Source organism: Saccharopolyspora sp. CA-218241 (assembly GCF_050954615.1).
Taxonomy (GTDB): domain Bacteria; phylum Actinomycetota; class Actinomycetes; order Mycobacteriales; family Pseudonocardiaceae; genus Saccharopolyspora; species Saccharopolyspora cebuensis.
This window is the reverse complement of the sequence record NZ_CP191860.1, coordinates 826,385-846,351: the sequence shown is the minus strand read 5'-3', so window position 1 is coordinate 846,351 and position 19,967 is coordinate 826,385. Positions and strand designations below refer to the sequence as shown.

The window sequence follows — 19,967 nt, the reverse complement described above, 5'->3', positions numbered from 1 at the left end:
GCCGCTTGCCTGACGAGGGTTCCGGGTCGCGCGTGCGTGGGTGCTTCGCCTTCGGCCTCCGGGTGGGGTGGCTAGCGCCGTGGCTACGTCTTGGTGCCGTTGTTCCTGGTGCGGGTGCTCGGGTTTCGGGTGCCCGCACCGTTGTGCCTCAGCCCTGTTCGGCGAGGCGGACCAGGAGTGGTCGCACCCGGGGTGGGACCGGGGTGGACAGCGCGATGGACGTCGAGGTGCGGCGCACTTCGGGGACCGCGACCACCTCGTCGATCACCCGTTGCAGGTCGGCGTTGGAGCGGGCCACCATCCGGACGAACAGGTCGCCCTGCCCGGTGGTGGCGTGCACCTCGCAGACCTCGTCGATCACCGCCAGCCGTTCGGCCACCGCGGCCCGCTTGCCCTGGGCGATCTCCAGCGTCGCGAACGCGGTGAGCCCGAAGCCCATCGCGACCAGGTCCAGCTCCGGCGGGAAGCCGCGCAGCACGCCGCGCTCGGTCATCCGGTCCAACCGGGCCTGCACGGTGCCGCGCGCCACACCGAGGCGCCGCGAGCACTCCAGCACGCCGAGCCGGGGTTCGTCGGCGAGCAACAGCAGCAGCCGGGCGTCCAGCGCGTCGAGCCCGTTCGCGGCCACGGGCGCCACCTCCTGTTCATCCTGACCTGCTCAGGTCGGCTCAACCGCCCCCATGCTGAACAATCTGCGCAGCCGAAGCAACGTCTGTTGCTCAAGGTGCCCTACCGCGCGACCCTGTCGCCACCGCAAGCGGCGAGACTCGGGAGGACATCGTGACCGGCACCGTCAACCAGCAGGGCCAGCTCGACGACGTGACCTTCGAACAGATGCAGCGCCTGGTCGGCCTGGTCGAGCACGACGACACGCGCGACCCGTTCCCGGTCAAGGCGCTGGACGCCGTGGTGTTCGTCGTCGGCAACGCCACCCAGAGCGCGCTGTTCTACCAGGTGGCCTTCGGCATGGAGCTGATCGCCTACCACGGCCCGGAGCAGGGCAACCGCGACCACAAGGCGTACGTGCTCAAGTCCGGCTCGGCCCGGTTCGTGCTGCGCGGTGCGGTCGACCCCGCCAGCGAGCTGGCCGACCACCACCGCAGGCACGGCGACGGCGTGGTGGACATCGCCTTGGAGGTCGCCGACGTGGACCGGTGCGTCGAGCACGCGCGCGCCCAGGGCGCGACGGTGCTGGCGGAGCCGCACGAGGTCTCCGACGAGCACGGCACGGTGCGCACGGCCGCCATCGGCACCTACGGCGAGACCCGGCACACCCTGATCGACCGCTCCCGCTACAGCGGCCCGTACCTGCCCGGGTTCGTCGCCGCCCAGGGCGGCTACCGCAAGCCCGCCGACGCGCCGAAGCGGCTGTTCCAGGCGGTCGACCACTGCGTCGGCAACGTCGAGCTCGGCCGGATGGACGAGTGGGTCGCCTTCTACAACCGGGTGATGGGCTTCGTGAACATGGCCGAGTTCGTCGGCGACGACATCGCCACCGAGTACTCCGCGCTGATGAGCAAGGTCGTCGCCAACGGCAACCACCGGGTGAAGTTCCCGCTCAACGAGCCGGCCGAGGGCAAGAAGCGGTCGCAGATCGACGAGTACCTGGACTTCTACGGCGGCGCGGGCTGCCAGCACATCGCGCTGGCCACCGGCGACATCATCGCCACCGTGACCGCGATGCGCGCCAACGGCGTGGAGTTCCTGGCCACGCCCGACACCTACTACGAGGACCCGGAGCTGCGCGCCCGGATCGGCGAGGTGCGGGTGCCGATCGAGACTCTCAAGGAGCACGGCATCCTGGTCGACCGCGACGAGGACGGCTACCTGCTGCAGATCTTCACCAAGCCGATCGGCGACCGGCCCACGGTGTTCTACGAGCTGATCGAGCGGCACGGCTCGCTGGGCTTCGGCAAGGGCAACTTCAAGGCGCTGTTCGAGGCCATCGAGCGCGAACAGGACCTGCGCGGCAACCTCTGACCAGTTCGTGAACCGAGTGAGGGGCACCTTCATCCGACTGTGCCGGATGAAGGTGCCCCTCACCTGGTTCGACGTCACCCGGGTGGTGGTCGCCTGGGGTCAGCGGCGCTCGTAGAGGGCGTATCCGGCCGCCTCGAGCCTGGTGGTCACCCGCTCGCGGTGCTCCGGTCCCCGCGTCTCCAGGCTGATCTCCACGTCCACCTCGCCGACCGACAGCGCGCCGGTGACCCGGGAGTGCGCGATGTCGATGACGTTGGCCTCCAGCTCGCCGAGCAGCGACACCAGGCCGCCCAGCGAGCCCGGCCGGTCCGGCAGCCGCAGCCGCAGCGACAGGTACCGCCCCGCCGAGCTCATCCCGTGCTGCACGAGCTGGAGCAGCAGCAGCGGGTCGATGTTTCCGCCGGAGAGCACCGACACGATCGGTCCCCGGAACCGGTCCGGGTGCGCCAGCAGCGCCGCGACGGCCGCCACGCCCGCCGGCTCGACGACGAGCTTCGCCCGTTCCAGGCAGAGCAGCATCGCCCGGGACAACTGCTCCTCGCTGACCGTGATGACCTCGTCGACCTGCTTCTCGACGTGCGCGTAGGGCAGCGCGCCGGGCTCGGCCACGGCGATCCCGTCGGCCATGGTTTGCGCCTCGCGCAGCCGCACCGGGCGTCCCGCGGTCAGCGAGTCCGGCCACGCGGCGGCCTGCTCGGCCTGCACCGCCACCACCGCGACGTCCGGGTGCTCCTCCTTGATCGCCGCGGCCACGCCCGCGACCAGCCCACCGCCGCCGGTGGGCACCAGCACCGTCCGGGCCTGCGGGAGCTGCGCCATGATCTCGGTGCCGACGGTCCCCTGCCCCGCCACGATGTCCGGGTGGTCGAAGGGGTGGATGAACTCGGCCCCGGTGCGCTCGGCGTGCTCCCGCGCCGCCGCGAGCGATTCCTCCAGCACGGCACCGCGCAGCACCACCTCGGCGCCGTAGCCGGCGGTGGCCGCCAGCTTCGGGAGCGCGACCCGCTCGGGCATGTAGACGGTGGCGTGGATGCCGAGCAGCTGAGCCGCGAGCGCGACGCCTTGGGCGTGGTTGCCCGCGCTGGCCGCGACGACCCCGGCGGCGCGCTGCTCCGCGGACAGCCCGAGCAACCGGAGGTAGGCGCCGCGCAGCTTGAACGACCCGGTGCGCTGGAGGTTCTCGCACTTCAGGTGGACTTCGGCGGCGCAGAGCTCGCCCAGCACGCGGGAATGCTCCAGCGGGGTGACCCGCGTGATCCCGGTCAGCTTCGCCTGGGCGGCGCGGACGTCGTTCCCCTCGATCAACCGCATTCGTCCATCGTGCCACCGCGAACGCCGAGCGACGCGCGCGGCGGCCCGGGTACGCTGGCGAAAACCGACACCGGGCGCACTACCGCTCGGACCCGCCACGGTTGCGGAGGAAGCATGAGGCGGCTGAGCCCAGCGAGCGGGGCGGTCCCGCTCGTCACCGGCATCGTCGCGGCCACCGCCCTGTCCGGGGCCGCCGTCGTCGCCGTGCTGCGCTCGGGGTGCGACGACCCCGGCGTCTACGAGGCGCGCGACGGCGTCGTGGAGCTCATCGGCGGCTGCCTGCACCCCGACGACCTGCCGGTGACCACCCGGGACCCGGAGCAGCCGATGCCGCTCGGCGGCACCGAGCCCGCCCAGGCCCGCTGAGCACCTGCTCCTCCAGCGGTGGCCCGGCAAACCCGAACGGGCGAGCGGCGGCCCTGGAACCCCGCACGGGCGAGCGGCGAGGTGCCGCCACCCGCGCCGGGAACGAGCTCAGCCCAGGGCGGTCAGCAGGTCCTCCACCAGGTCGTCGGCGTCCTCGATGCCCACCGAGAGGCGGACCAGCTCGCCCGGCACCTGCAGCAGCGATCCGGCGGTGCTCGCGTGGGTCATCCGGCCCGGGTGCTCGATCAGCGACTCGACGCCGCCGAGCGATTCGGCGAGGGTGAACAGCCGGGTCCGGGAGCAGACCTCCAGCGCGGCCTCTTCTCCGTCGGCGTGCAGGAACGACACCATCCCGCCGAAGTGGCGCATCTGCTTGACCGCGACGTCGTGGTTCGGGTGCTCGGCGATGCCCGGGTAGAGCACCTTCGAGACCTTCCGGTGGCTCTGCAGCGCCGCGACGACCCGTTCGGCGTTGGCGCTGTGCCGCTCCATCCGGACCGCCAGCGTCTTGAGCCCGCGCAGGGTCAGCCAGGCGTCGAACGGCCCCGGCACCGCACCGGCGGTGTTCTGCAGGAACGCGATCCGCTCGTGCAGCGCCTCGTCGGAGGTGACGACCGCGCCGCCGACCACGTCGGAGTGGCCGCCGAGGTACTTGGTCGTCGAGTGGACCACCACGTCGGCGCCGAGCTCCAGCGGCTGCTGCAGGTACGGCGAGGCGAAGGTGTTGTCCACCGCCAGCAGCGCGCCCGCCTGCCGCGCCACCTGGGCCAGCACCGCGATGTCGGCGATGTTGAGCAGCGGGTTGGTCGGCGACTCGACCCAGATCATCTTGGTCTCGGGGCGGATCTCGGCGCGCACGGCGTCCACATCGGACAGCCGAACCGGGGAGAACTCGATGCCCCACCCGGTGAGCACCTTGTCGATCAGCCGGAAGGTCCCGCCGTAGGCGTCGTCCGGGATGATCACGTGGTCGCCGGGGCGCAGCACGGCGCGCAGCACCGCGTCGGTGGCGGCCATGCCGGAGGCGAAGGCCCGCCCGTACCGACCGCGCTCCAGTTCCGCCAGGCACTCCTCCAGCGCGGTGCGCGTCGGGTTGCCGGTGCGCGAGTACTCGTAGCCCGCCCGCATCCCGCCGACGCCGTCCTGGGCGTAGGTCGAGGTGGCGTGGATCGGCACGATGACCGAACCGGTGGCCGAATCCGCCTCTTGGCCCGCGTGGATCGCACGGGTAGCAAAGCCATCGCTCATGTGGAGCAGCGTACGGCCTGCGCGCCCCGACGCCCGGCAGGGGACCGGATGCGACACGGCCCCCGACCGGATCCGGTCGGGGGCCGTGCACGCTAGCTCACCACTGCGGCGGCTGCTGCTGCGGCGGCTGCTGGCCGGGCTGGCCGTAGGGCTGCTGGCCGTACTGCGGCGGCTGGCCGGGCTGCTGCCCCGGGGCCGGGAACCCGCCCGACGGCGAGGGTTGCCCGTAGGGCTGCTGCCCCGGAGCGGGGAACCCGCCCGAGGGCGACGGCTGCCCGTAGGGCGGCTGCTGGCCGAACTGCTGCGGCTGACCGGGCTGCTGGGGCTGACCGGGCTGCGGCGGCTGGCCGGGCTGCTGCGGCTGACCGGGGAAGCCGCCGGGCTGGCCGTACGGCGGCTGGCCGGGGTAGCCACCGGCGACCGGGGCCGGAGCGCCCGGGCCCGCCTCGACCCACTGCCGGGTGCCGGGCAGGAACGCCAGCACACCGATCGCGACGGCGGTCACCACACCGGAAACCCCGGTCGCGCCGGACCAGGTGATCATCATCCCGATCATGACGAGGGCCATCAGACCGGCACCGCCGACCCCGAGCAACGGCCCGAGCTTCTTGCGCACCAGGATCATGATGCCGCCCGTGCACATCACGCCGGCCGCCACCATGCCGAGCAGGTAGAAGATCAGCATCAGGCCGTAGGGCGGCAGGTCGGGCATCTCGACCTCGGGCATGTACTGCGAGAAGTCCGAGCCGAGCTGCTGGTTGAGCTGCTCCTGGGCCGCCTGCGCCTGCTCGACCGCCGCGTAGGCGCCATTGAGGGCGAACGTGCCGATCAGCAACCCGATGGCCCACAGGCCGCCGAGGATCGCGGCGACGTACCCGGCGGTCATCGCCAGGCCCTTGTTTCCCGGGCCCTGCTGACCGGGGCCGGGCGGCGGGTAGCCGGGCTGGCCGAAGCCCGCCTGCGGCGGCGGGGCGCCGAAGCCGCCCTGCGCCTGCGGGGCCGGGAAGCCGCCGCTGGGCGTGCCGGGCTGCTGGCCCGGGTAGGCGCCCGGTGCGCCCGGCTGCTGGTACATCGGCTGCGGCGGCTGCATCGACGGCGGGACCATCGCGGTGGCCGCCTCACCGCCCTGCTGCCCGGCCAGGCCGGGCTGCTCGTACATCGGCTGCGGGCTCTGCTGGCCCGGCGACGGGACGACCTGCGTCGAGTCCGAACCCGGCTGCTGTTGCTGCTGCGGGGGCTGGGCAGGTCGGACGACCTGCGTCGCGTCGGCTCCGCCCGGCTGCTGCTCGTTCTGCTGGCTGTTCGGGCCGCCGCCCGGCTGCTCGCCGGCTCCGTGCGGCTGTCCCTGCTGACCGCCATCAGGCGGCTGCGGAGAGCTCATCGGGTTCCTGACCCCCTCGGGCGTGAAGCATGATTTTGGGCATTCGTCGAGCACACGCTATCGGATGGGCGATCAGCGTAGTGCCGTTGCGTAACAACTCGTCATCGACCGGCGATGAATCCGAGCACGTCCTGACGCGTGACGACGCCGGCGGGCATCCCGTCGACGAGCACCATCGCGCCGTCGGCTCCGGCCAGCGCCGCCATCGCCGAGCTGATCTCCTCGCCCGCGCCGATCGTGGGCAGCGGCGGGGACATGTGGTCGGAGACCTGGTCGGCCAGGTTGGCGCGGCCCGCGAACAGCGCGTCGAGCAGGTCGCGCTCGTTGACCGCGCCCGCCACCTCGGCGGCCATCACCGGCGGCTCAGCGTTGACCACCGGCATCTGGGACACGCCGAACTCGCGCAGGTAGGTCACCGCGTCGGCGACCGTCTCCGTCGGGTGGACGTGCACCAGCTCGGGCAGCGTGCCGTCCTTGCGGCGCAGCACGTCGCCGACCGAACCCCCGCCGTGGTCGGGCGAGAGGAAGCCGTAGGAGGCCATCCAGGAGTCGTTGAAGACCTTGGTGAGGTAGCCGCGCCCGCCGTCCGGCAGCAGCACCACCACGACGTCGTCCGGTCCGGTCCGCTCGGCGACCTGCAGCGCGGCGGCCACGGCCATCCCGCAGGAACCGCCGACCAGCAGCGCTTCCCGGTGGGCCAGGTCGCGGGTGGTGGTGAACGAGTCGGCGTCGGAGATCGGGATGATCTCGTCGCAGATCTCCCGGTCGTAGGTGGTCGGCCAGAAGTCCTCGCCGACGCCCTCGACCAGGTACGGGCGCCCGTGGCCGCCGGAGTACACCGAGCCGACCGGGTCGGCGCCGATGATCTGCACCTTGCCGCCGGAGACCTCCTTGAGGTAGCGCCCGGTGCCCGAGATGGTGCCGCCGGTACCGATGCCCGCGACGAAGTGGGTGATCCGGCCCCCGGTCTGCTCCCACAGCTCCGGCCCGGTGCTGAGGTAGTGCGACTCGGGGTTGTGCTCGTTGGCGTACTGGTTGGGCTTCCAGGCGTCCTCGATCTCGGTGACCAGCCGGTCCGACACCGAGTAGTAGGAGTCGGAGTGCTCCGGCGGGACGGCCGTCGGGCAGACCACGACCTCCGCGCCGTAGGCCTTGAGCACGTTGCGTTTGTCCTCGCTGACCTTGTCCGGGCAGACGAACACGCAGCGGTAGCCCTTGCGCTGGGCGACCATCGCCAGGCCGACCCCGGTGTTGCCGGAGGTCGGCTCCACGATGGTGCCGCCCGGTCGCAGCTCACCGGATTCCTCGGCGGCCTCGACCATGCGCAGCGCGATGCGGTCCTTCACGCTGCCGCCGGGGTTGAAGTACTCGACCTTGGCCAGCACCGGCGTCGGGCCGCTGGCGACCGCGTTCAGCCGCACCAGGGGGGTGTTGCCGACAAGGTCGATGACGTGCTCGGCGTAGTCCACGGTCGGTCCTCGTTTCCCTCATCATCGCTGTTCGCCGCCCCAGGAGCCCGCCGCTCGTCCCGGCAGCGCTCCTTGCTCCGTCGAGCCTAATGCGCCGACCACCGGTCACCGCCGGTGGCCGGGCAACGACGCACCACCGGGTTGCGGATCGGCGCCGGGAAAGGCCGCCCCGGCATCGGGCGCCAGGTGGTAGATCAGGAAGGGGGCCGGTCCGACCGCCCCCGTTCCGACGACCTGGGGGAAGGACGACCGATGATCGCGGCGAGGGCGTTGCGGCTGGCACTGCTGGCGGCGGGAACCGCGGGCGGGCTTTCCGGGGCCGCGTACGGCCTGCTCAACGGGCAGTCCCGCCGGGCCCGCCAGGTGATCGGGCCGCCCGTCGCCGCACCGCTGCGCGGCGACGGCGTGCACCTGCCGGACGGCACCGGTCCGGTCCCGCGCTCGGAACTGCCCGAGGCGGTGGAGCCGCTGGAGTTCGTGGTGCTCGGCGATTCCTCGGCGGCCGGTCTCGGCGTGGACTTCCCGGACGACCTGCCGGGCGTCCGGCTGGCCCGCGGACTGGCCGCGGAGCTGGACCGGCCGGTCGCGCTGACCACCCGCGCGGTCGTCGGCGCGACCACGCAGGCGTTGGCGGCGCAGGTCGAGGCGACGGCGCCGCACCCGCCGACGCTGGTGCTCGTCATCATCGGCGCCAACGACGTGACCTCCCGCCTGCCGGTGGCGGCCAGCGCCGCGCTGCTCGGCGACGCGGTGCGGACGCTGCTCGACCGCGGTGTGCCGGTGGTCGCGGGCACCTGCCCGGACCTGGGGGCGATCCGGCCGATCCCGCAGCCGCTGCGGTCGCTGGCGAGCCGGTGGAGCCTCGCGCTGGGCCGGGCCCAGCGCGCGGCGGTGGAGGCCGCGGGCGGGCACGCGGTGCCGCTGGCCGACCTGCTCTCCCCCGAGTTCCTCGCCCGGCCGAGCGAGTTCTTCAGCCCGGACAATTTCCACCCGTCGGCGGCCGGGTACGAGGCGGCGTCCCGGATCCTGCTGCCCGTGCTGTGCTCGGCGCTCGGCGAGTGGCACGGCGGTCCGCTCCCCGCCGCCCCGGTGCGCTCGGCCGCCGCCGAGGCCCGGCGCCCGACCAGCCGGATCGTCGCCCGGATCAACCGCGGGCTGCACCGCCGCTCCGACGGGTGAGCCACGCTACATACCAGTCGGTCGGTCTTCCTCTTGTCGGCCCTCACCCCACCCGGTCAAGATGACCGGCGAGGCCACGGCGCCCGGCGCCACCCCGGCGAACGAAGGAGTTCCCATGCCCGAAGCAGTCATCGTCTCCACCGCGCGCTCCCCGATCGGCAGGGCGGGCAAGGGATCGCTGGTGGACTTCCGGCCGGACGACCTCACCGCGACCATCATCCGCGCCGCCCTGGACAAGGTCCCCGAGCTCGACGCGGCCGACATCGACGACCTGATGCTGGGCTGCGGGCTACCCGGCGGGGAGCAGGGCTTCAACATGGCCCGCGTGGTGTCGGTGCTGCTCGGCCACGACCACCTGCCCGGCACCACGGTCACCCGCTACTGCTCGTCGAGCCTGCAGACCACCCGGATGGCGCTGCACGCCATCAAGGCCGGCGAGGGCGACGTGTTCATCAGCGCCGGCGTGGAGATGGTGAGCCGGTTCGCCAAGGGCAACTCCGACAGCATCGAGGACACCCGCAACCCGCTGTTCGCCGACGCCCAGGCCCGCACCGACGAGGTCGCGCAGGAAGGCGCGGACACCTGGACCGACCCGCGCGAACAGGGCCTGTTGCCCGACGTCTACATCCCGATGGGCCAGACCGCGGAGAACCTGGCGCGGCAGCAGGGCATCAGCCGCGACGAGATGGACGACTTCGGCGTCCGCTCCCAGAACCTCGCCGAGAAGGCCATCGCGGACGGCTTCTTCGCCCGCGAGATCACCCCGGTGACCACCTCGGCCGGCACCGTCGTCGACACCGACGACGGCCCGCGCGCGGGAGTCACCAAGGAAGGCGTGTCCGGGCTCAAGCCGGTGTTCCGCCCGGACGGCCGGATCACCGCGGGCAACTGCTGCCCGCTCAACGACGGCGCCGCCGCGCTGGTCATCATGAGCGATACCAAGGCCAAGCAGCTCGGGCTCACCCCGCTGGCCCGGATCGTCTCCACCGGCGTCACCGGCCTGTCCCCGGAGATCATGGGGCTCGGTCCGGTCGAGGCGTCGAAGCAGGCGCTGCGGCGCGCGGGCATGTCGGCCTCCGACATCGACCTCGTCGAGATCAACGAGGCGTTCGCCGCGCAGGTCATCCCCTCCTACCGGGAGCTCGACATCCCGCTGGAGAAGGTCAACGTCAACGGCGGCGCGATCGCCGTCGGCCACCCCTTCGGCATGACCGGCGCCCGGATCACCACCACCTTGCTCAACTCGCTGCGCTGGCACGACAAGCAGTTCGGCCTGGAGACCATGTGCGTCGGCGGGGGGCAAGGAATGGCAATGGTCCTCGAACGGCTTAGTTGATTTTGTGGTCCCGTTGCGTGGCGGTGCCGGCAGCGGAACCTCAGCGACCTTCTCGCGGTGAAAGGTGTTGTGGTCCCGTTGCGTGGCGGTGCCGACAGCGGAACCTCAGCGACCTTCTCGCTCCGGGCGCCCTTCTTGATGTATGCCAATACACGGCATCAGGGCGTCCTCGCGAGAAGGTCGCTGAGAACCCGCGGCGGTGCCGGTGCCGTGCGTGGGGCAAAGCGAAAACGGCTGCCGCCGTTTGCCTGACGGTGATTGCGGTGGCGCGATCGGCGCGGAAATGGCTTCGCCCGCTTGCCTGACGATGGCGCCTGTGGCGCGGTCGGTGCGGAAGCGGCTTTGCCGTTTGCCTGAGTGGTTGCGGTGGCGCGGTCGGTGCGGGAATGCTGCGCCCGCTTGCTTGGGTCTCGGGGTCGCCGCCCGCCGGGTCCGGTTGGCTGCGGGAGGTTCTCGTCGGTCGGTTCAGGTGGCGTTGACGAGGTGAGGGGCACCCTTGCTCGAGTTGGGGTCCTTTCAGAATGCGGCGGAGCCGCATGCGGTGAGGCACGAAACCGGCACCGCGGCGGGTTCTCAGCGGTCTTCTCGCGAGGACAGCGCCGACGCCGTGTACGTCGTGGGTACATCAGGAGGCGATCCCGGAGCGAGAAGTCCGCTGAGGTTCCGCCACCCGCACCGCCACGCAGGCCGTTCTGAAAGCAGTCCTTACTCGGGCAAGGGTGCCCCTCACTCATGTCACGGACGGGTGCGGTGGGCCTGGAACGTGAAGAAGCGGTGCCGACCGTGGTGGTCGGCACCGCTTCCCGGCGGTCGCGCCCTGGAGCGTGGTGGGGCTAGTCCTGGTTGAACATCGCGAACAGCCGCAGGAACTCCAGGTACAGCCACACCAGCGTGGTCATCAGGCCGAAGGCGATGTACCAGGAGAACTTCGAGTCCACCCCGGAGCGGATCGCGTGGTCGGCGGCGTCGAAGTCGAGCAGGAAGCTGAACGCCGCCACGCCGATGCACAGCAGGCTGAAGGCGATGCCCAGCGGGCCCGCCTCGCGCAACCCCAGGCCACCGGCGACGAAGAAGCTCGCCACCAGGTTGACCAGCATCAGGATCGCCACGCCCGCGACGGCGCCGATGATCCACTTGGTCAGCTTGGGGGTGACCCGCACCGCACCGGTCTTGTAGACGACCAGCATCGCGGCGAACACGCCGACCGTGCCCAGGATGGCGTTGAGCACCAGCCCGACGCCCATTCCGGTGGCCATGGCGAAGGCGTAGCTGATGGCGCCGAGGAACACGCCCTCGACGATCGAGTACGCGACGACCAGCGCCGGGCTCGGCTTCTTCTTGAAGATGATGACCAGCGAGAGCACGAACCCGACCAGCAGCGCGGGCAGGGCGAGCGCCATCGCGGGCGGTCCGGCGAGGTAGGTCACCGCACCGGTGATGACCGCGAGGCCGAGGGTGATCGCGGTCTTGGTGACCACGTCGTCGATGGTCATCGGACGCGCCGTCTTGGTGGGCGCGGCCGAGGACTGCCCGAGGGGAGAGCCGAAGCCGCCGGCCTGCCCCTGGGCGTAGTTGAAGTTCGCGTGCCCGCCCGAGGTGGGCAGGTTCTTGAACGCGGGGTTGCTCGTTGTGCGCAACTCATCCTCCTGGGCGTGCTGGCGCCGTCATGGGGAACAACGACCGGGGCAGCCGATGAGTTCCCGCTCGGTAAAAGCGACTTTACCGGCATCCGGTCGCCGGACCCAGCACCCACCGACGACGTCACCGCGACGATCCGCCGATGCGGGTAACGATCACGTCGCGTCGCCAACCCGCGGCGCCCGTTGCGACCGGTGAGGACCGCGCGCCGCCGTTCCGGTCGCGCTGCGCCCGTCCGGGTGACTCATCCCTCACCGGAAGTGCCTGGAACACACCGAGGAGTAGCCGCCAGCTTCGACCCTTTGGAGTCTTGTAGATACCGAGGGTGATCGGAAGGATCACCTCCGGCGTCCGTTTTGCTCCCGGTCGGGGCGCGCACGCGCGCGAGCGAGCAGGTGACGTCTCTTTCCCCTCCACTTCGAAGCGGAGCTTGCATGCGCATGGTCAGAAAATGGGTCGCGGCGGCGCTCGGCACCGCCCTGCTCGCCGGGGCGGGAGCGTTCGCCGTTCCCGGAGCGGCGCTCGCGGCCGTACAGGAAGGTGTCGGTCACGAGGTCACCCCCGGTCAGCCCTACGGCGGCGTGAGTCGGGACCGGGACTGGCTCGGCTCCTACATGCTCCAGGGCCAGCACGTCTGGTGCGTCCAGTTCGCGCTGACCGCACCGGACAGTGGGCAGGAGTACCAGCCCGGCGATCCGCTGGGCACCAAGTGGGGCGATCCGCTCGCCCCGGAGATCGCGGCGAACATCTCGTACCTGCTGCTGCGCTACGGCGACACGCAGTCGGACCACGAGGCCGCCGCGCTGGCGCACCTCCTGCACTCCTGGACGGCGGCGCCGCGCACTCCCGCCGACCTGGACTCGGGCAACTCGTTCACCGAGATCGCCTACGACATCGACTTCCACTACGACAAGCTGCCCGCCGAAGCCCGGGAAGCGGTCGAGCGGCTGCGGGCCGAGGCGGAAGCCAACCGGGGCCCGTGGGAGGCCGAGCTGACCGCCCCGGAGGGCGAGCAGACCATCGGTGAGACCGCGGAGTGGACGCTGGCCGTCACCCGGGCCGAGGACCAGGGCGTCGGCGGCGTCCCGGTGCGGATCACCGCCACCGACGCCGAGGTCGCCGGGCTCACCGACGGCGTGGCCACCACCCCGGCCGACGGCAGCCCGCTGGTGCTGGAGGTGACGCCCACCGGGCCGAACCCGACGATCACCGGCGAGCTGGCGGCCCCGGCCGACCGCCCGTACGTGCGGCAGGCGGTCGACGCGCCCGACACCACGCAGCGGGTCGTCTCCACCGGTGGCGAGCAGCAGCTCACCGTCGAGGCGACCACGACCGCGGTGACCGCGCCCGGGCAGGTGCGGATCACCAAGGTCGACGAGCAGAGCCAGGCCCGGATCAGCGGCGTCGCGCTGCGGCTGTCGCTGCCGGACGGCTCCCCCGCGCTGCGCCAGGACGGCACCCCGCTGGTCGGCCCGGACGGCGAGCCGGCGGTGCTCACCACCGGCGCCGACGGCACCGCCGTCATCCCGGACCTCAAGACCCCGCAGGAGGTCATGATCACCGAGGTCAGCCCGGCTCCCGGCTACGAGGAGGCGTTCGACCCGGCCAACCCGCCATCGGTGACCGGAGTCCTCGAACCGGGGCAGACGCTGGAGCTGGTGGTGTCCAACGTGCCGAACACGCCGACCGTGCCGATCCGCATCCCGGCCGGTGACGATCCCGGTGTGAACCTGGGCCTGCTCGGCCTGGGCGGCATGGCGCTGGTGGGCGCGGTGGCCGTCGGCGGCTACGCGCTGCGCCGACCGGAGCGCCAGCGGTGACCTCGCGGCGTCGGCTGCTCGTGCTGGTCTCGGCCGGGGTCGTCGCGGTGGCGGCGGTGATCGCCATCGCGGTGGCCCTGGTCGGGCCCGCGGCGCCGAGCACTCCGAGCGCCGCGGCGGGCGCCCCGGACCGGCACCAGGCCCGCACCGAGGTCGTCGAGGACGATCCGGCGGCGCTGCCGGTGCAGCCGATCCACGTGCCCGCCGGTCAGCCGCCGGGCACCATCCGGCTGCCCCAGGGCGGGACGGCGGAGCTCGTGCGGGACGAACTGGACCGCTCGGGCACCCTGCCCGTCCCCGACGGGGTGGACGAGGCGACCTGGTGGGGCGCCGGCCTCGACGCCCCCGGCGGGGCGACGGTGTTGGCCGGGCACGTCAACTGGGAGGGCGCCGAGGGCCCGTTCTCCGAGCTCTGGGACTCCCGGACCGGTGACCGGGTCACGGTGGTCGACGACGCGGGCGTGCAGCACGACTACCAGGTCACCGAGGTGCTGACCCTGCACAAGGACGAACTCCCCGGCCGCGCCGAGGAGCTGTTCAGCCAGGGCGGTGCGCACCGGCTCGTGCTGGTGACCTGCGGTGGCCGCTACGTCGGCGGCGACATGGGCTACGACGAGAACCGGATCGTCATCGCCACGCCCGTGTGATCGAACGAGAAGAAGGGCCGGTGGTCACCCGACCACCGGCCCTTCTCCCGTTCAGCGCTTCTTCTTGCCCTTCTTGGCCGAGGCCGCCTGCTTGCCCGGCCGGTTCTTCTGCTGCCCCTTCTTGCCGCCGGGGCGACCGCCCCCGCCACCGGAGCGCTGGGACTTCGGCCGGTTCTGCTGCTGCGGAGCACCGGAGCGCTGCGCGGGGGCCTCCTCGGTCTCCTCCTCGGTCTGCACCGCGCCCTCCTGCGGGCGGTTCGGCTTCTGACCGGGCTTGGGCCGCGGCGCCGCCTTCTTGGCCTCGATCTCCTTCTGCCGCGCGCGCTCCTGCTCGCGGTCGATCTTGTTGGTCAGCAGGTGCTGCTGGCCGAGGGTCCAGAAGTTGTTCGCCAGCCAGTACAGCAGCACCGCGATGGGCAGGAACGGGCCGGAGACGATCGCACCGATCGGCGCGACGTACATCATGAACTTGCCCATCATGGCCGTCTGCGGGTTGGCCATGGCCGCCTCGGTCTGCCGCTTCATCGACATCCGCATCGTGAAGTAGGTCGCGACGGACGCGACCAGCATCAGCGGGATGGCGACGATCATCATCGAGGTCCGGTCGGTGCCGAACGCGGCGAGTTCCTGGGCGGGCTGGGTGACCCAGTTCGACAGCTTCGCGCCGAAGATGTCGGCCTGGATGAACGACTCGACGCCCTGGGCGTCGAAGATGTAGTTGCTCTGCGCACCCGGGGTGAAGTTGCGCAGCACGGTGAACAGGCTCAGGAACACCGGGACCTGCAGCAGCGCGGGCAGGCAGCCGCCGAGCGGGTTCACCCCGTGCTCGGACTGCAGCTTCTGCATCTCCTGCGCCATGCGCTGCTTGTCGTTCTTGTACTTCTCCCGCATCTTCTGCATGTGCGGGGCGAACTTCTGCATCTGCCGGCCGGACCGGATCTGGCTGATCGCCGGCTTGAGCAGCACCAGCCGCAGCGAGAACACGAGGAAGAACACCGAGAGCGCCCAGGCGAACCCGTTGTCCGGTCCCAGCACGAAGCCGAAGATCTTGTGCCAGAACCACAAGATGGCCGACACCGGGTAGAGGATGAAGTCGAACACTCAATCACTCCTGGTCATCGCCCGGTCGTCATCGCCACCGGGGCGCACCTGCGCAGCCGCACCCGCGCTGTGTCCGCAGGTCAGCCCTACCAGGGTGCCATGCGCCCGAGCGGCCGGTGTCGACCCCCCGCCACTCGGGCGTGACCGGCGCCACGCGGGCCTCTCGGGCGGGCGCCGGTCCGCGACGGCTACCGCTTCAGCGCGCGGGCCACGATCCGGCCGAGCACCAGGTAGATGAGGGCGGCGAGGCCGTAGTTGAGCACCACGCCGATGGTCGCGTCCTCCGGGGTGAACACGTCGCCGAGCCCGAACACGAACACCCGGGCGACCCCGTAGGAGAACGAGACGAAACCGTTGTCCTGGCTCGCCCCCGTGACCACGAACACGATGTGCAGCACGAACACCAGGGCGATCAGCGCGGTGACGAGCTGGATGATCCGCCCGATCGCGTCCGCGCTCGGCCCGACCCGGTCGCGCTGGCGCGGCGGCTCCCGGTACGGCTCGGGTTCCCGGTAGGGCTCCGGTTCGCGGCGGCGCTCGCGCGGGCGCTCCCGGCGGCGCGGCGGCTCGTCGTCGTAGTCGTCGTAATCGTCGTAGCGGTCGTAGTCGTCGTAGTCGTAGCGGTCCGGCGGCGGTTCGCGGCGGGCCCGGGGCGGCTCCCGGCGGGGCGGCTCCGGCTCGGGTTCCGAGTCGCCGTACCAGTCGTAGGACTCCCCGGCGTAGGGGTCCCGCACCGGTTGCATCAGCGTCGGCTTCGGCTGCGGCGGTGGCGGTGGCGGCGGGTTCGGCTGGACGCTCTGGGTGGGCGGCTCCGTTCCCGGGGGCGGCGGTGGCCCCTGGTGGCCGGGCGGCGGCACCGGCTGTCCCGGCGGCATCTGGCCGGGCGGCGGCGCCTGACCGGGCGGTGGCGGCGCCTGCTGCCCGGGTGGCGGCACGGGTTGACCCGGAGGCACGGGCTGCCCCGGAGGCACGGGCTGCCCCGGAGGCACGGGCTGCCCCGGAGGCATGGGGGGCCGCTGCTGGCCGGGCGGCGGCACGGGTTGACCGGGAGGCACCGGCTGACCGGGAGGCGCGGGAGGGGGCTGCTGGCCCGGTGGCGGTGGCGGCTGCTGCCCCGGCGGACGAGGGGGCGGCCCCTGCGGGGCGCGCTGGGTCGGCTGCTCCGGGCCCGGCGGCTGCGGCGGACGGCCCTGCTGATCAGGCCCGGGCGGTGGTCCGCCGGGGGGCTGTGGTCCGCGCCGCGGCGGGTTCGGCTGCCGATCTGGGCGCTCGTTGGCCATGGGCGCGCATTGTGTCGGTGATCAGCTGGCGGTGGAAGACCCACCCCCCGCGGACCACACCATGAGACGCCCCACACCGGCGCGCGCCAGGCCCGCCACCGCAGGCGCCCGGGTCACGGCTTGATGCCGACCCCAGCCAGGCCGGTGAACCGGCTCGGGTCGCGCTCCGGGTCCTCCGGCCGCCACTCCGGCAGGAACACGACCCCGGGTTCGACGAGGTCGAAGCCCTCGAACAGCGCGGTCACCTCGGCGTGCGAGCGCATCGTCATCGGAGTGCTGGTGCGCTGCCGGTACAACCCGGAGTGCGACTCGGCCAGGTCCGGCCGCCCCTCCTGGCTGGCGTGCGAGAGCACCAGCGGGCTGCCGGGCGCCAGGGCGTCGCGGTAGCGGGCCAGCACCTCGGCGGGGTCGTCGACGAAGTGCAGCACCGCGACGACCATCAGCGCCACCGGCCGGTCCAGGTCGAGGAGGTCGCGGACCTCCGGGGCGCCGAGGACGGAGTCGGGATCGCGGAGATCGGCCTGCACCATCGCGGCGTCCGGGTCGTCCCGCAGCATGCTCCGGGAGTAGGCGGCGGCGACCGGCTCCTGGTCCACGTACACCACGCGCGCACCCGGCGCCCGCTCCTGCGCCACCTCGTGCACGTTGCCGACCGTCGGGATGCCCGAACCCAGGTCGAGGAACTGCCGCACCCCGAGCTCCGCGCAGTAGCGCACCGCGCGCCGCAGGAAGGCGCGGTTGGCCTGCATGATCAGCGGCAGGTCCGGCCACAGCTCGATCGCGTCCTCGGCCATCCGCCGGTCGGCGGCGAAGTTGTGGTGCCCCCGAGGTAGTAGTCGTAGACCCGGGCGGCGTTCGGCCGGGACAGGTCGATGCCCTCCGTCGGGTCGCTCACCGCGCCTCCTCGCCTCGCCCGGTCCGCCCGATCCTAGCGGTGGCCCGGTGATCCGGGGCGGAACTCCGCTGTGATCATGGGATCAGCCGTCCGGCGGTTCCGCCGCGCGCGCGGATGCGGTCGGCTGGCGCGCACAACGCGAGAGGGGGAGCTGCGTGGAGGCCGGTGGACACGCGTGCACGGGTGCGGTGGCGGGGGCGCTGTCGTCCTCGGCGATCGGTGCGGCGACCGGAGCGGAGCTGGGGGCGGCCGGCACCGCGGTCGGGGCGCTGCTGGGCGCGGGCGCGGCGCTGCTGCCCGACCTCGACGCCGACGGTGCCACCGCGTACCGCTCCGGCGGCCCGCTGACCGCGTTCGTCGGCGAGGCGTTCCAGCGGCTCGCGCGCACCGCCTACGGCGCCACCCGGCTGCCGCACGACCCGGCGGGCGACGGCGAGCACCGCGGTCTGGTGCACACCCCGGTCTTCGCGGTGGGGCTCGGCCTCCTGGTCGGCTCGGGCGCCCTCCTCACCCCTTGGGTCACGACGCTGGTGCTGGTCCTGGTGCTGGCGCCGGGGATCAGCGCGCTGTCCCGCTCCGGTCCGCGCTGGGTGCGCCGCAGGCTGAAGACCCACCGCGACGCCGGGGCGATGCTGACCGCGGTGCTCATCACGGCGGCGCTGTTCGTCTCCGGCGCGATGGACGAACTCGGCTGGTACGCGGGCGCCAGCGTCGCCATCGGGATGATCGTGCACTCGATCGGCGATTCGGCCACCCGCAGCGGCATCCCGTGGAGCTGGCCGCTGCGCCGCCGCTGCCCGAAGTGCCGTCCCAGCGCCCAGTGCCGCGGCTCCCGCTGGCGCCGCTCCCACGTGCTCCCCGAATCCCTGCGCTGGCGCGTCGGTTCCCGCTCCGGCAAGCGCATCGAGCGGATCATCGAGGTCGCCTGCCTGGTGGCCCTCGTCCTGCTCATCCTCCCCGACGTCGTCGGCCTGTTCCTGCCCGCCACGACCTGACCGGCGCCGCCGGTGGGCAGCCACCCTTCCGCTCCGGTTCGGGCGGGGTTCACGTGCGGGCCACCGCGGCGGCCCATGATCCTGTCATCTCCGTGCGAAGGGTGTGGGCAACCGTGTCGAACAGGCCAGGTGTGGCTCGGCGGAACGTCTTCAGGGCCGGTGGGGCCGGAGCGCTGGCGATGGCGTTCGGCTCGTCCGGCCGCGCGGCCGGGGCGGGTACCGCGAACGCGCCCCTGCGCTTCAACCCGAACGGCCGGTTCAAGATCGTGCAGTTCAACGACACCCAGGACGACCACCGCATCGACCGGCGGACCATCGAGCTCATGGACCGGGTGCTGGACGCCGAACAGCCCGATCTCGTGGTGCTGGTCGGCGACCTCATCAACGGTGGACCGCGCACGGAGCTGGAAACCAAGCAAGCGCTCAACAACGTCGTGCAGCCGATGGAGCGGCGCGGCGTCGCGTGGGCGGCGACGTTCGGCAACCACGACGAGGATTCCACCGCGGCGACCGGGTTCGACGAGAAGGACATGCTGGAGTTCTTCCGGGGCTACCGGCACAACGTCAACGAGCCCGGCCCCGAGGGCATCACCGGCACCGGCAACATGAACCTGCTGATCAACGGATCGCGCGGGGACGCACCGGCCTTCGCCGTGTGGCTGATCGACAGCGGCCGGTACGCGCCCGAGCGGATCGCCGGGCAGGACTTCGAGGGCTACCCCGACTGGGACTGGCTGCGCGGCGATCAGGTCGGCTGGTACCTGGACACCTCCGCGGCCCTGGAACAGCGCGCCGGATTCCCGGTGCCGGGCCTGATGTTCCTGCACATCTGCCTCTGGGAGCACCGGTTCATGTGGTTCGCCAGCGTGGACAGCCGCACCGGAGCCGACCACGAACGCGCGGTGCGCAAGCACGGCATCACCGGCGAGCGCAACGAGGACGAGTGCCCCGGTCCGTTCAACTCCGGGATGTTCTCGGCGATCCAGCACCGAGGTGATGTCCGGGGCGTCTTCGTCGGGCACGACCACATCAACACCTACCAGGGCGACTACTACGGCGTGCTCCTCGGATACGGGCCGGGCACCGGATTCGGCGCGTACGGGCTGGGCGGCGAGGACAACCACCGGCTCCGCGGCGCCCGGGTCTTCCACCTCGACGAGAACGCGGAAGGCGTCCTCGTCGAGACCCACAACGTGTTCGCCCGCGACTACGGGATCGACCTCTCGAACACCGACCAGAGCACGGACCCCCAACCCCTCCCACCCGGACGCTGAACGCCGGTCCGCGACCGCGCGTTCCACACCGCCCGGCTGGGAACGGG

Annotated in this window: 18 protein-coding genes; 8 read left to right on the top strand and 10 right to left on the bottom strand. The window is 72.3% G+C overall.

Features of this window, described 5'->3' with window-relative positions:
- Positions 1–148 precede the first annotated feature (148 nt).
- Positions 149–637, bottom strand: coding sequence for an Lrp/AsnC family transcriptional regulator (locus ACQP0T_RS04250; RefSeq protein WP_433871401.1), 489 nt, complete (start codon positions 635–637; stop codon positions 149–151).
- Between the two features lie 197 nt (positions 638–834).
- Here ACQP0T_RS04250 and hppD point away from each other — a divergent pair, with 197 nt between their 5' ends.
- Entirely contained in the window at positions 835–1,980 is a 1,146-nt protein-coding gene (gene hppD, locus ACQP0T_RS04245) for a 4-hydroxyphenylpyruvate dioxygenase (protein WP_345356480.1), read from the top strand.
- A gap of 99 nt (positions 1,981–2,079) precedes the next feature.
- On the opposite strand, the gene ilvA is transcribed toward hppD, so the two are convergent.
- Positions 2,080–3,291 carry a threonine ammonia-lyase gene (ilvA, locus tag ACQP0T_RS04240; protein ID WP_433871400.1) on the bottom strand — a complete coding sequence of 404 codons (1,212 nt, stop codon included), beginning with the start codon at positions 3,289–3,291 and terminating at the stop codon, positions 2,080–2,082.
- Between the two features lie 114 nt (positions 3,292–3,405).
- Between ilvA and ACQP0T_RS04235 the strand changes: the two genes are divergently transcribed.
- Positions 3,406–3,657, top strand: coding sequence for a hypothetical protein (locus ACQP0T_RS04235; protein ID WP_433871399.1), 252 nt, complete (start codon positions 3,406–3,408; stop codon positions 3,655–3,657).
- A gap of 108 nt (positions 3,658–3,765) precedes the next feature.
- On the opposite strand, the gene ACQP0T_RS04230 is transcribed toward ACQP0T_RS04235, so the two are convergent.
- From ACQP0T_RS04230 to ACQP0T_RS04220, 3 genes are all read right to left on the bottom strand, one after another.
- On the bottom strand, positions 3,766–4,905 hold the full coding sequence (locus ACQP0T_RS04230) for a cystathionine gamma-synthase (protein ID WP_433871398.1): 1,140 nt from the start codon (positions 4,903–4,905) through the stop codon (positions 3,766–3,768).
- A 97-nt stretch (positions 4,906–5,002) separates the two neighbouring features.
- On the bottom strand, positions 5,003–6,286 hold the full coding sequence (locus tag ACQP0T_RS04225; protein WP_433871397.1) for a hypothetical protein: 1,284 nt from the start codon (positions 6,284–6,286) through the stop codon (positions 5,003–5,005).
- A gap of 101 nt (positions 6,287–6,387) precedes the next feature.
- On the bottom strand, positions 6,388–7,755 hold the full coding sequence (locus ACQP0T_RS04220; RefSeq protein WP_433871396.1) for a cystathionine beta-synthase: 1,368 nt from the start codon (positions 7,753–7,755) through the stop codon (positions 6,388–6,390).
- 252 nt (positions 7,756–8,007) lie between these two features.
- Here ACQP0T_RS04220 and ACQP0T_RS04215 point away from each other — a divergent pair, with 252 nt between their 5' ends.
- Both ACQP0T_RS04215 and ACQP0T_RS04210 read left to right on the top strand, forming a co-directional pair.
- Positions 8,008–8,934: an SGNH/GDSL hydrolase family protein gene (locus ACQP0T_RS04215; RefSeq protein ID WP_433871395.1), complete on the top strand. Its 927-nt coding sequence runs from the start codon at positions 8,008–8,010 to the stop codon at positions 8,932–8,934.
- A gap of 115 nt (positions 8,935–9,049) precedes the next feature.
- On the top strand, positions 9,050–10,270 hold the full coding sequence (locus tag ACQP0T_RS04210) for an acetyl-CoA C-acetyltransferase (protein WP_433871394.1): 1,221 nt from the start codon (positions 9,050–9,052) through the stop codon (positions 10,268–10,270).
- A gap of 833 nt (positions 10,271–11,103) precedes the next feature.
- On the opposite strand, the gene ACQP0T_RS04205 is transcribed toward ACQP0T_RS04210, so the two are convergent.
- Positions 11,104–11,907, bottom strand: a complete 804-nt coding sequence (locus ACQP0T_RS04205; protein ID WP_433871393.1) for a Bax inhibitor-1/YccA family protein — start codon at positions 11,905–11,907, stop codon at positions 11,104–11,106.
- A gap of 435 nt (positions 11,908–12,342) precedes the next feature.
- On the opposite strand from ACQP0T_RS04205, the gene ACQP0T_RS04200 reads away from it, so the two are divergent.
- Together ACQP0T_RS04200 and ACQP0T_RS04195 are read left to right on the top strand one after the other, a co-directional pair.
- Entirely contained in the window at positions 12,343–13,728 is a 1,386-nt protein-coding gene (locus ACQP0T_RS04200; RefSeq protein WP_433871392.1) for an MSCRAMM family protein, read from the top strand.
- A complete protein-coding gene (locus tag ACQP0T_RS04195; protein ID WP_433871391.1) occupies positions 13,725–14,375 on the top strand; it encodes a class F sortase in 651 nt (216 codons plus the stop codon). Before ACQP0T_RS04200 ends, ACQP0T_RS04195 begins: the two co-directional genes overlap by 4 nt.
- A gap of 51 nt (positions 14,376–14,426) precedes the next feature.
- Here the strand turns inward: ACQP0T_RS04195 and yidC are convergent, their stop codons facing one another.
- The 4 genes from yidC to ACQP0T_RS04175 form a co-directional block, all read right to left on the bottom strand.
- Complete coding sequence (yidC, locus tag ACQP0T_RS04190; protein WP_433871390.1) at positions 14,427–15,476, bottom strand: membrane protein insertase YidC; 1,050 nt, start codon at positions 15,474–15,476, stop codon at positions 14,427–14,429.
- 188 nt (positions 15,477–15,664) lie between these two features.
- Entirely contained in the window at positions 15,665–16,411 is a 747-nt protein-coding gene (locus ACQP0T_RS04185) for a hypothetical protein (RefSeq protein ID WP_433871389.1), read from the bottom strand.
- Positions 16,412–16,869: 458 nt separating this feature from the next.
- Positions 16,870–17,550 (bottom strand): SAM-dependent methyltransferase, encoded by a 681-nt coding sequence (locus ACQP0T_RS04180; RefSeq protein WP_433871388.1) that lies wholly within the window; start codon positions 17,548–17,550, stop codon positions 16,870–16,872.
- Positions 17,508–17,651 (bottom strand): hypothetical protein, encoded by a 144-nt coding sequence (locus tag ACQP0T_RS04175; RefSeq protein WP_433871387.1) that lies wholly within the window; start codon positions 17,649–17,651, stop codon positions 17,508–17,510. The genes ACQP0T_RS04180 and ACQP0T_RS04175 overlap by 43 nt, the downstream gene beginning before the upstream one ends.
- 155 nt (positions 17,652–17,806) lie before the next feature.
- Here ACQP0T_RS04175 and ACQP0T_RS04170 point away from each other — a divergent pair, with 155 nt between their 5' ends.
- Together ACQP0T_RS04170 and ACQP0T_RS04165 are read left to right on the top strand one after the other, a co-directional pair.
- Complete coding sequence (locus ACQP0T_RS04170; protein WP_433871386.1) at positions 17,807–18,646, top strand: metal-dependent hydrolase; 840 nt, start codon at positions 17,807–17,809, stop codon at positions 18,644–18,646.
- Positions 18,647–18,825: 179 nt separating this feature from the next.
- Positions 18,826–19,920: a metallophosphoesterase family protein gene (locus ACQP0T_RS04165; protein ID WP_433871385.1), complete on the top strand. Its 1,095-nt coding sequence runs from the start codon at positions 18,826–18,828 to the stop codon at positions 19,918–19,920.
- Positions 19,921–19,967: the final 47 nt, after the last annotated feature.

Excerpts from the sequence above, each read along its gene's own strand:
- hppD (WP_345356480.1), top strand. The coding sequence starts at position 835 with ATGCAGCGCCTGGTCGGCCTGGTCGAGCACGACGACACGCGCGACCCG.
- ilvA (WP_433871400.1), bottom strand. The coding sequence starts at position 3,291 with ATGCGGTTGATCGAGGGGAACGACGTCCGCGCCGCCCAGGCGAAGCTG.
- ACQP0T_RS04235 (WP_433871399.1), top strand. The coding sequence starts at position 3,406 with ATGAGGCGGCTGAGCCCAGCGAGCGGGGCGGTCCCGCTCGTCACCGGC.
- ACQP0T_RS04230 (WP_433871398.1), bottom strand. The coding sequence starts at position 4,905 with ATGAGCGATGGCTTTGCTACCCGTGCGATCCACGCGGGCCAAGAGGCG.
- ACQP0T_RS04225 (WP_433871397.1), bottom strand. The coding sequence starts at position 6,286 with ATGAGCTCTCCGCAGCCGCCTGATGGCGGTCAGCAGGGACAGCCGCAC.
- ACQP0T_RS04215 (WP_433871395.1), top strand. The coding sequence starts at position 8,008 with ATGATCGCGGCGAGGGCGTTGCGGCTGGCACTGCTGGCGGCGGGAACC.
- ACQP0T_RS04210 (WP_433871394.1), top strand. The coding sequence starts at position 9,050 with ATGCCCGAAGCAGTCATCGTCTCCACCGCGCGCTCCCCGATCGGCAGG.
- ACQP0T_RS04200 (WP_433871392.1), top strand. The coding sequence starts at position 12,343 with ATGCGCATGGTCAGAAAATGGGTCGCGGCGGCGCTCGGCACCGCCCTG.
- ACQP0T_RS04180 (WP_433871388.1), bottom strand. The coding sequence starts at position 17,550 with ATGGCCGAGGACGCGATCGAGCTGTGGCCGGACCTGCCGCTGATCATG.
- ACQP0T_RS04165 (WP_433871385.1), top strand. The coding sequence starts at position 18,826 with ATGGCGTTCGGCTCGTCCGGCCGCGCGGCCGGGGCGGGTACCGCGAAC.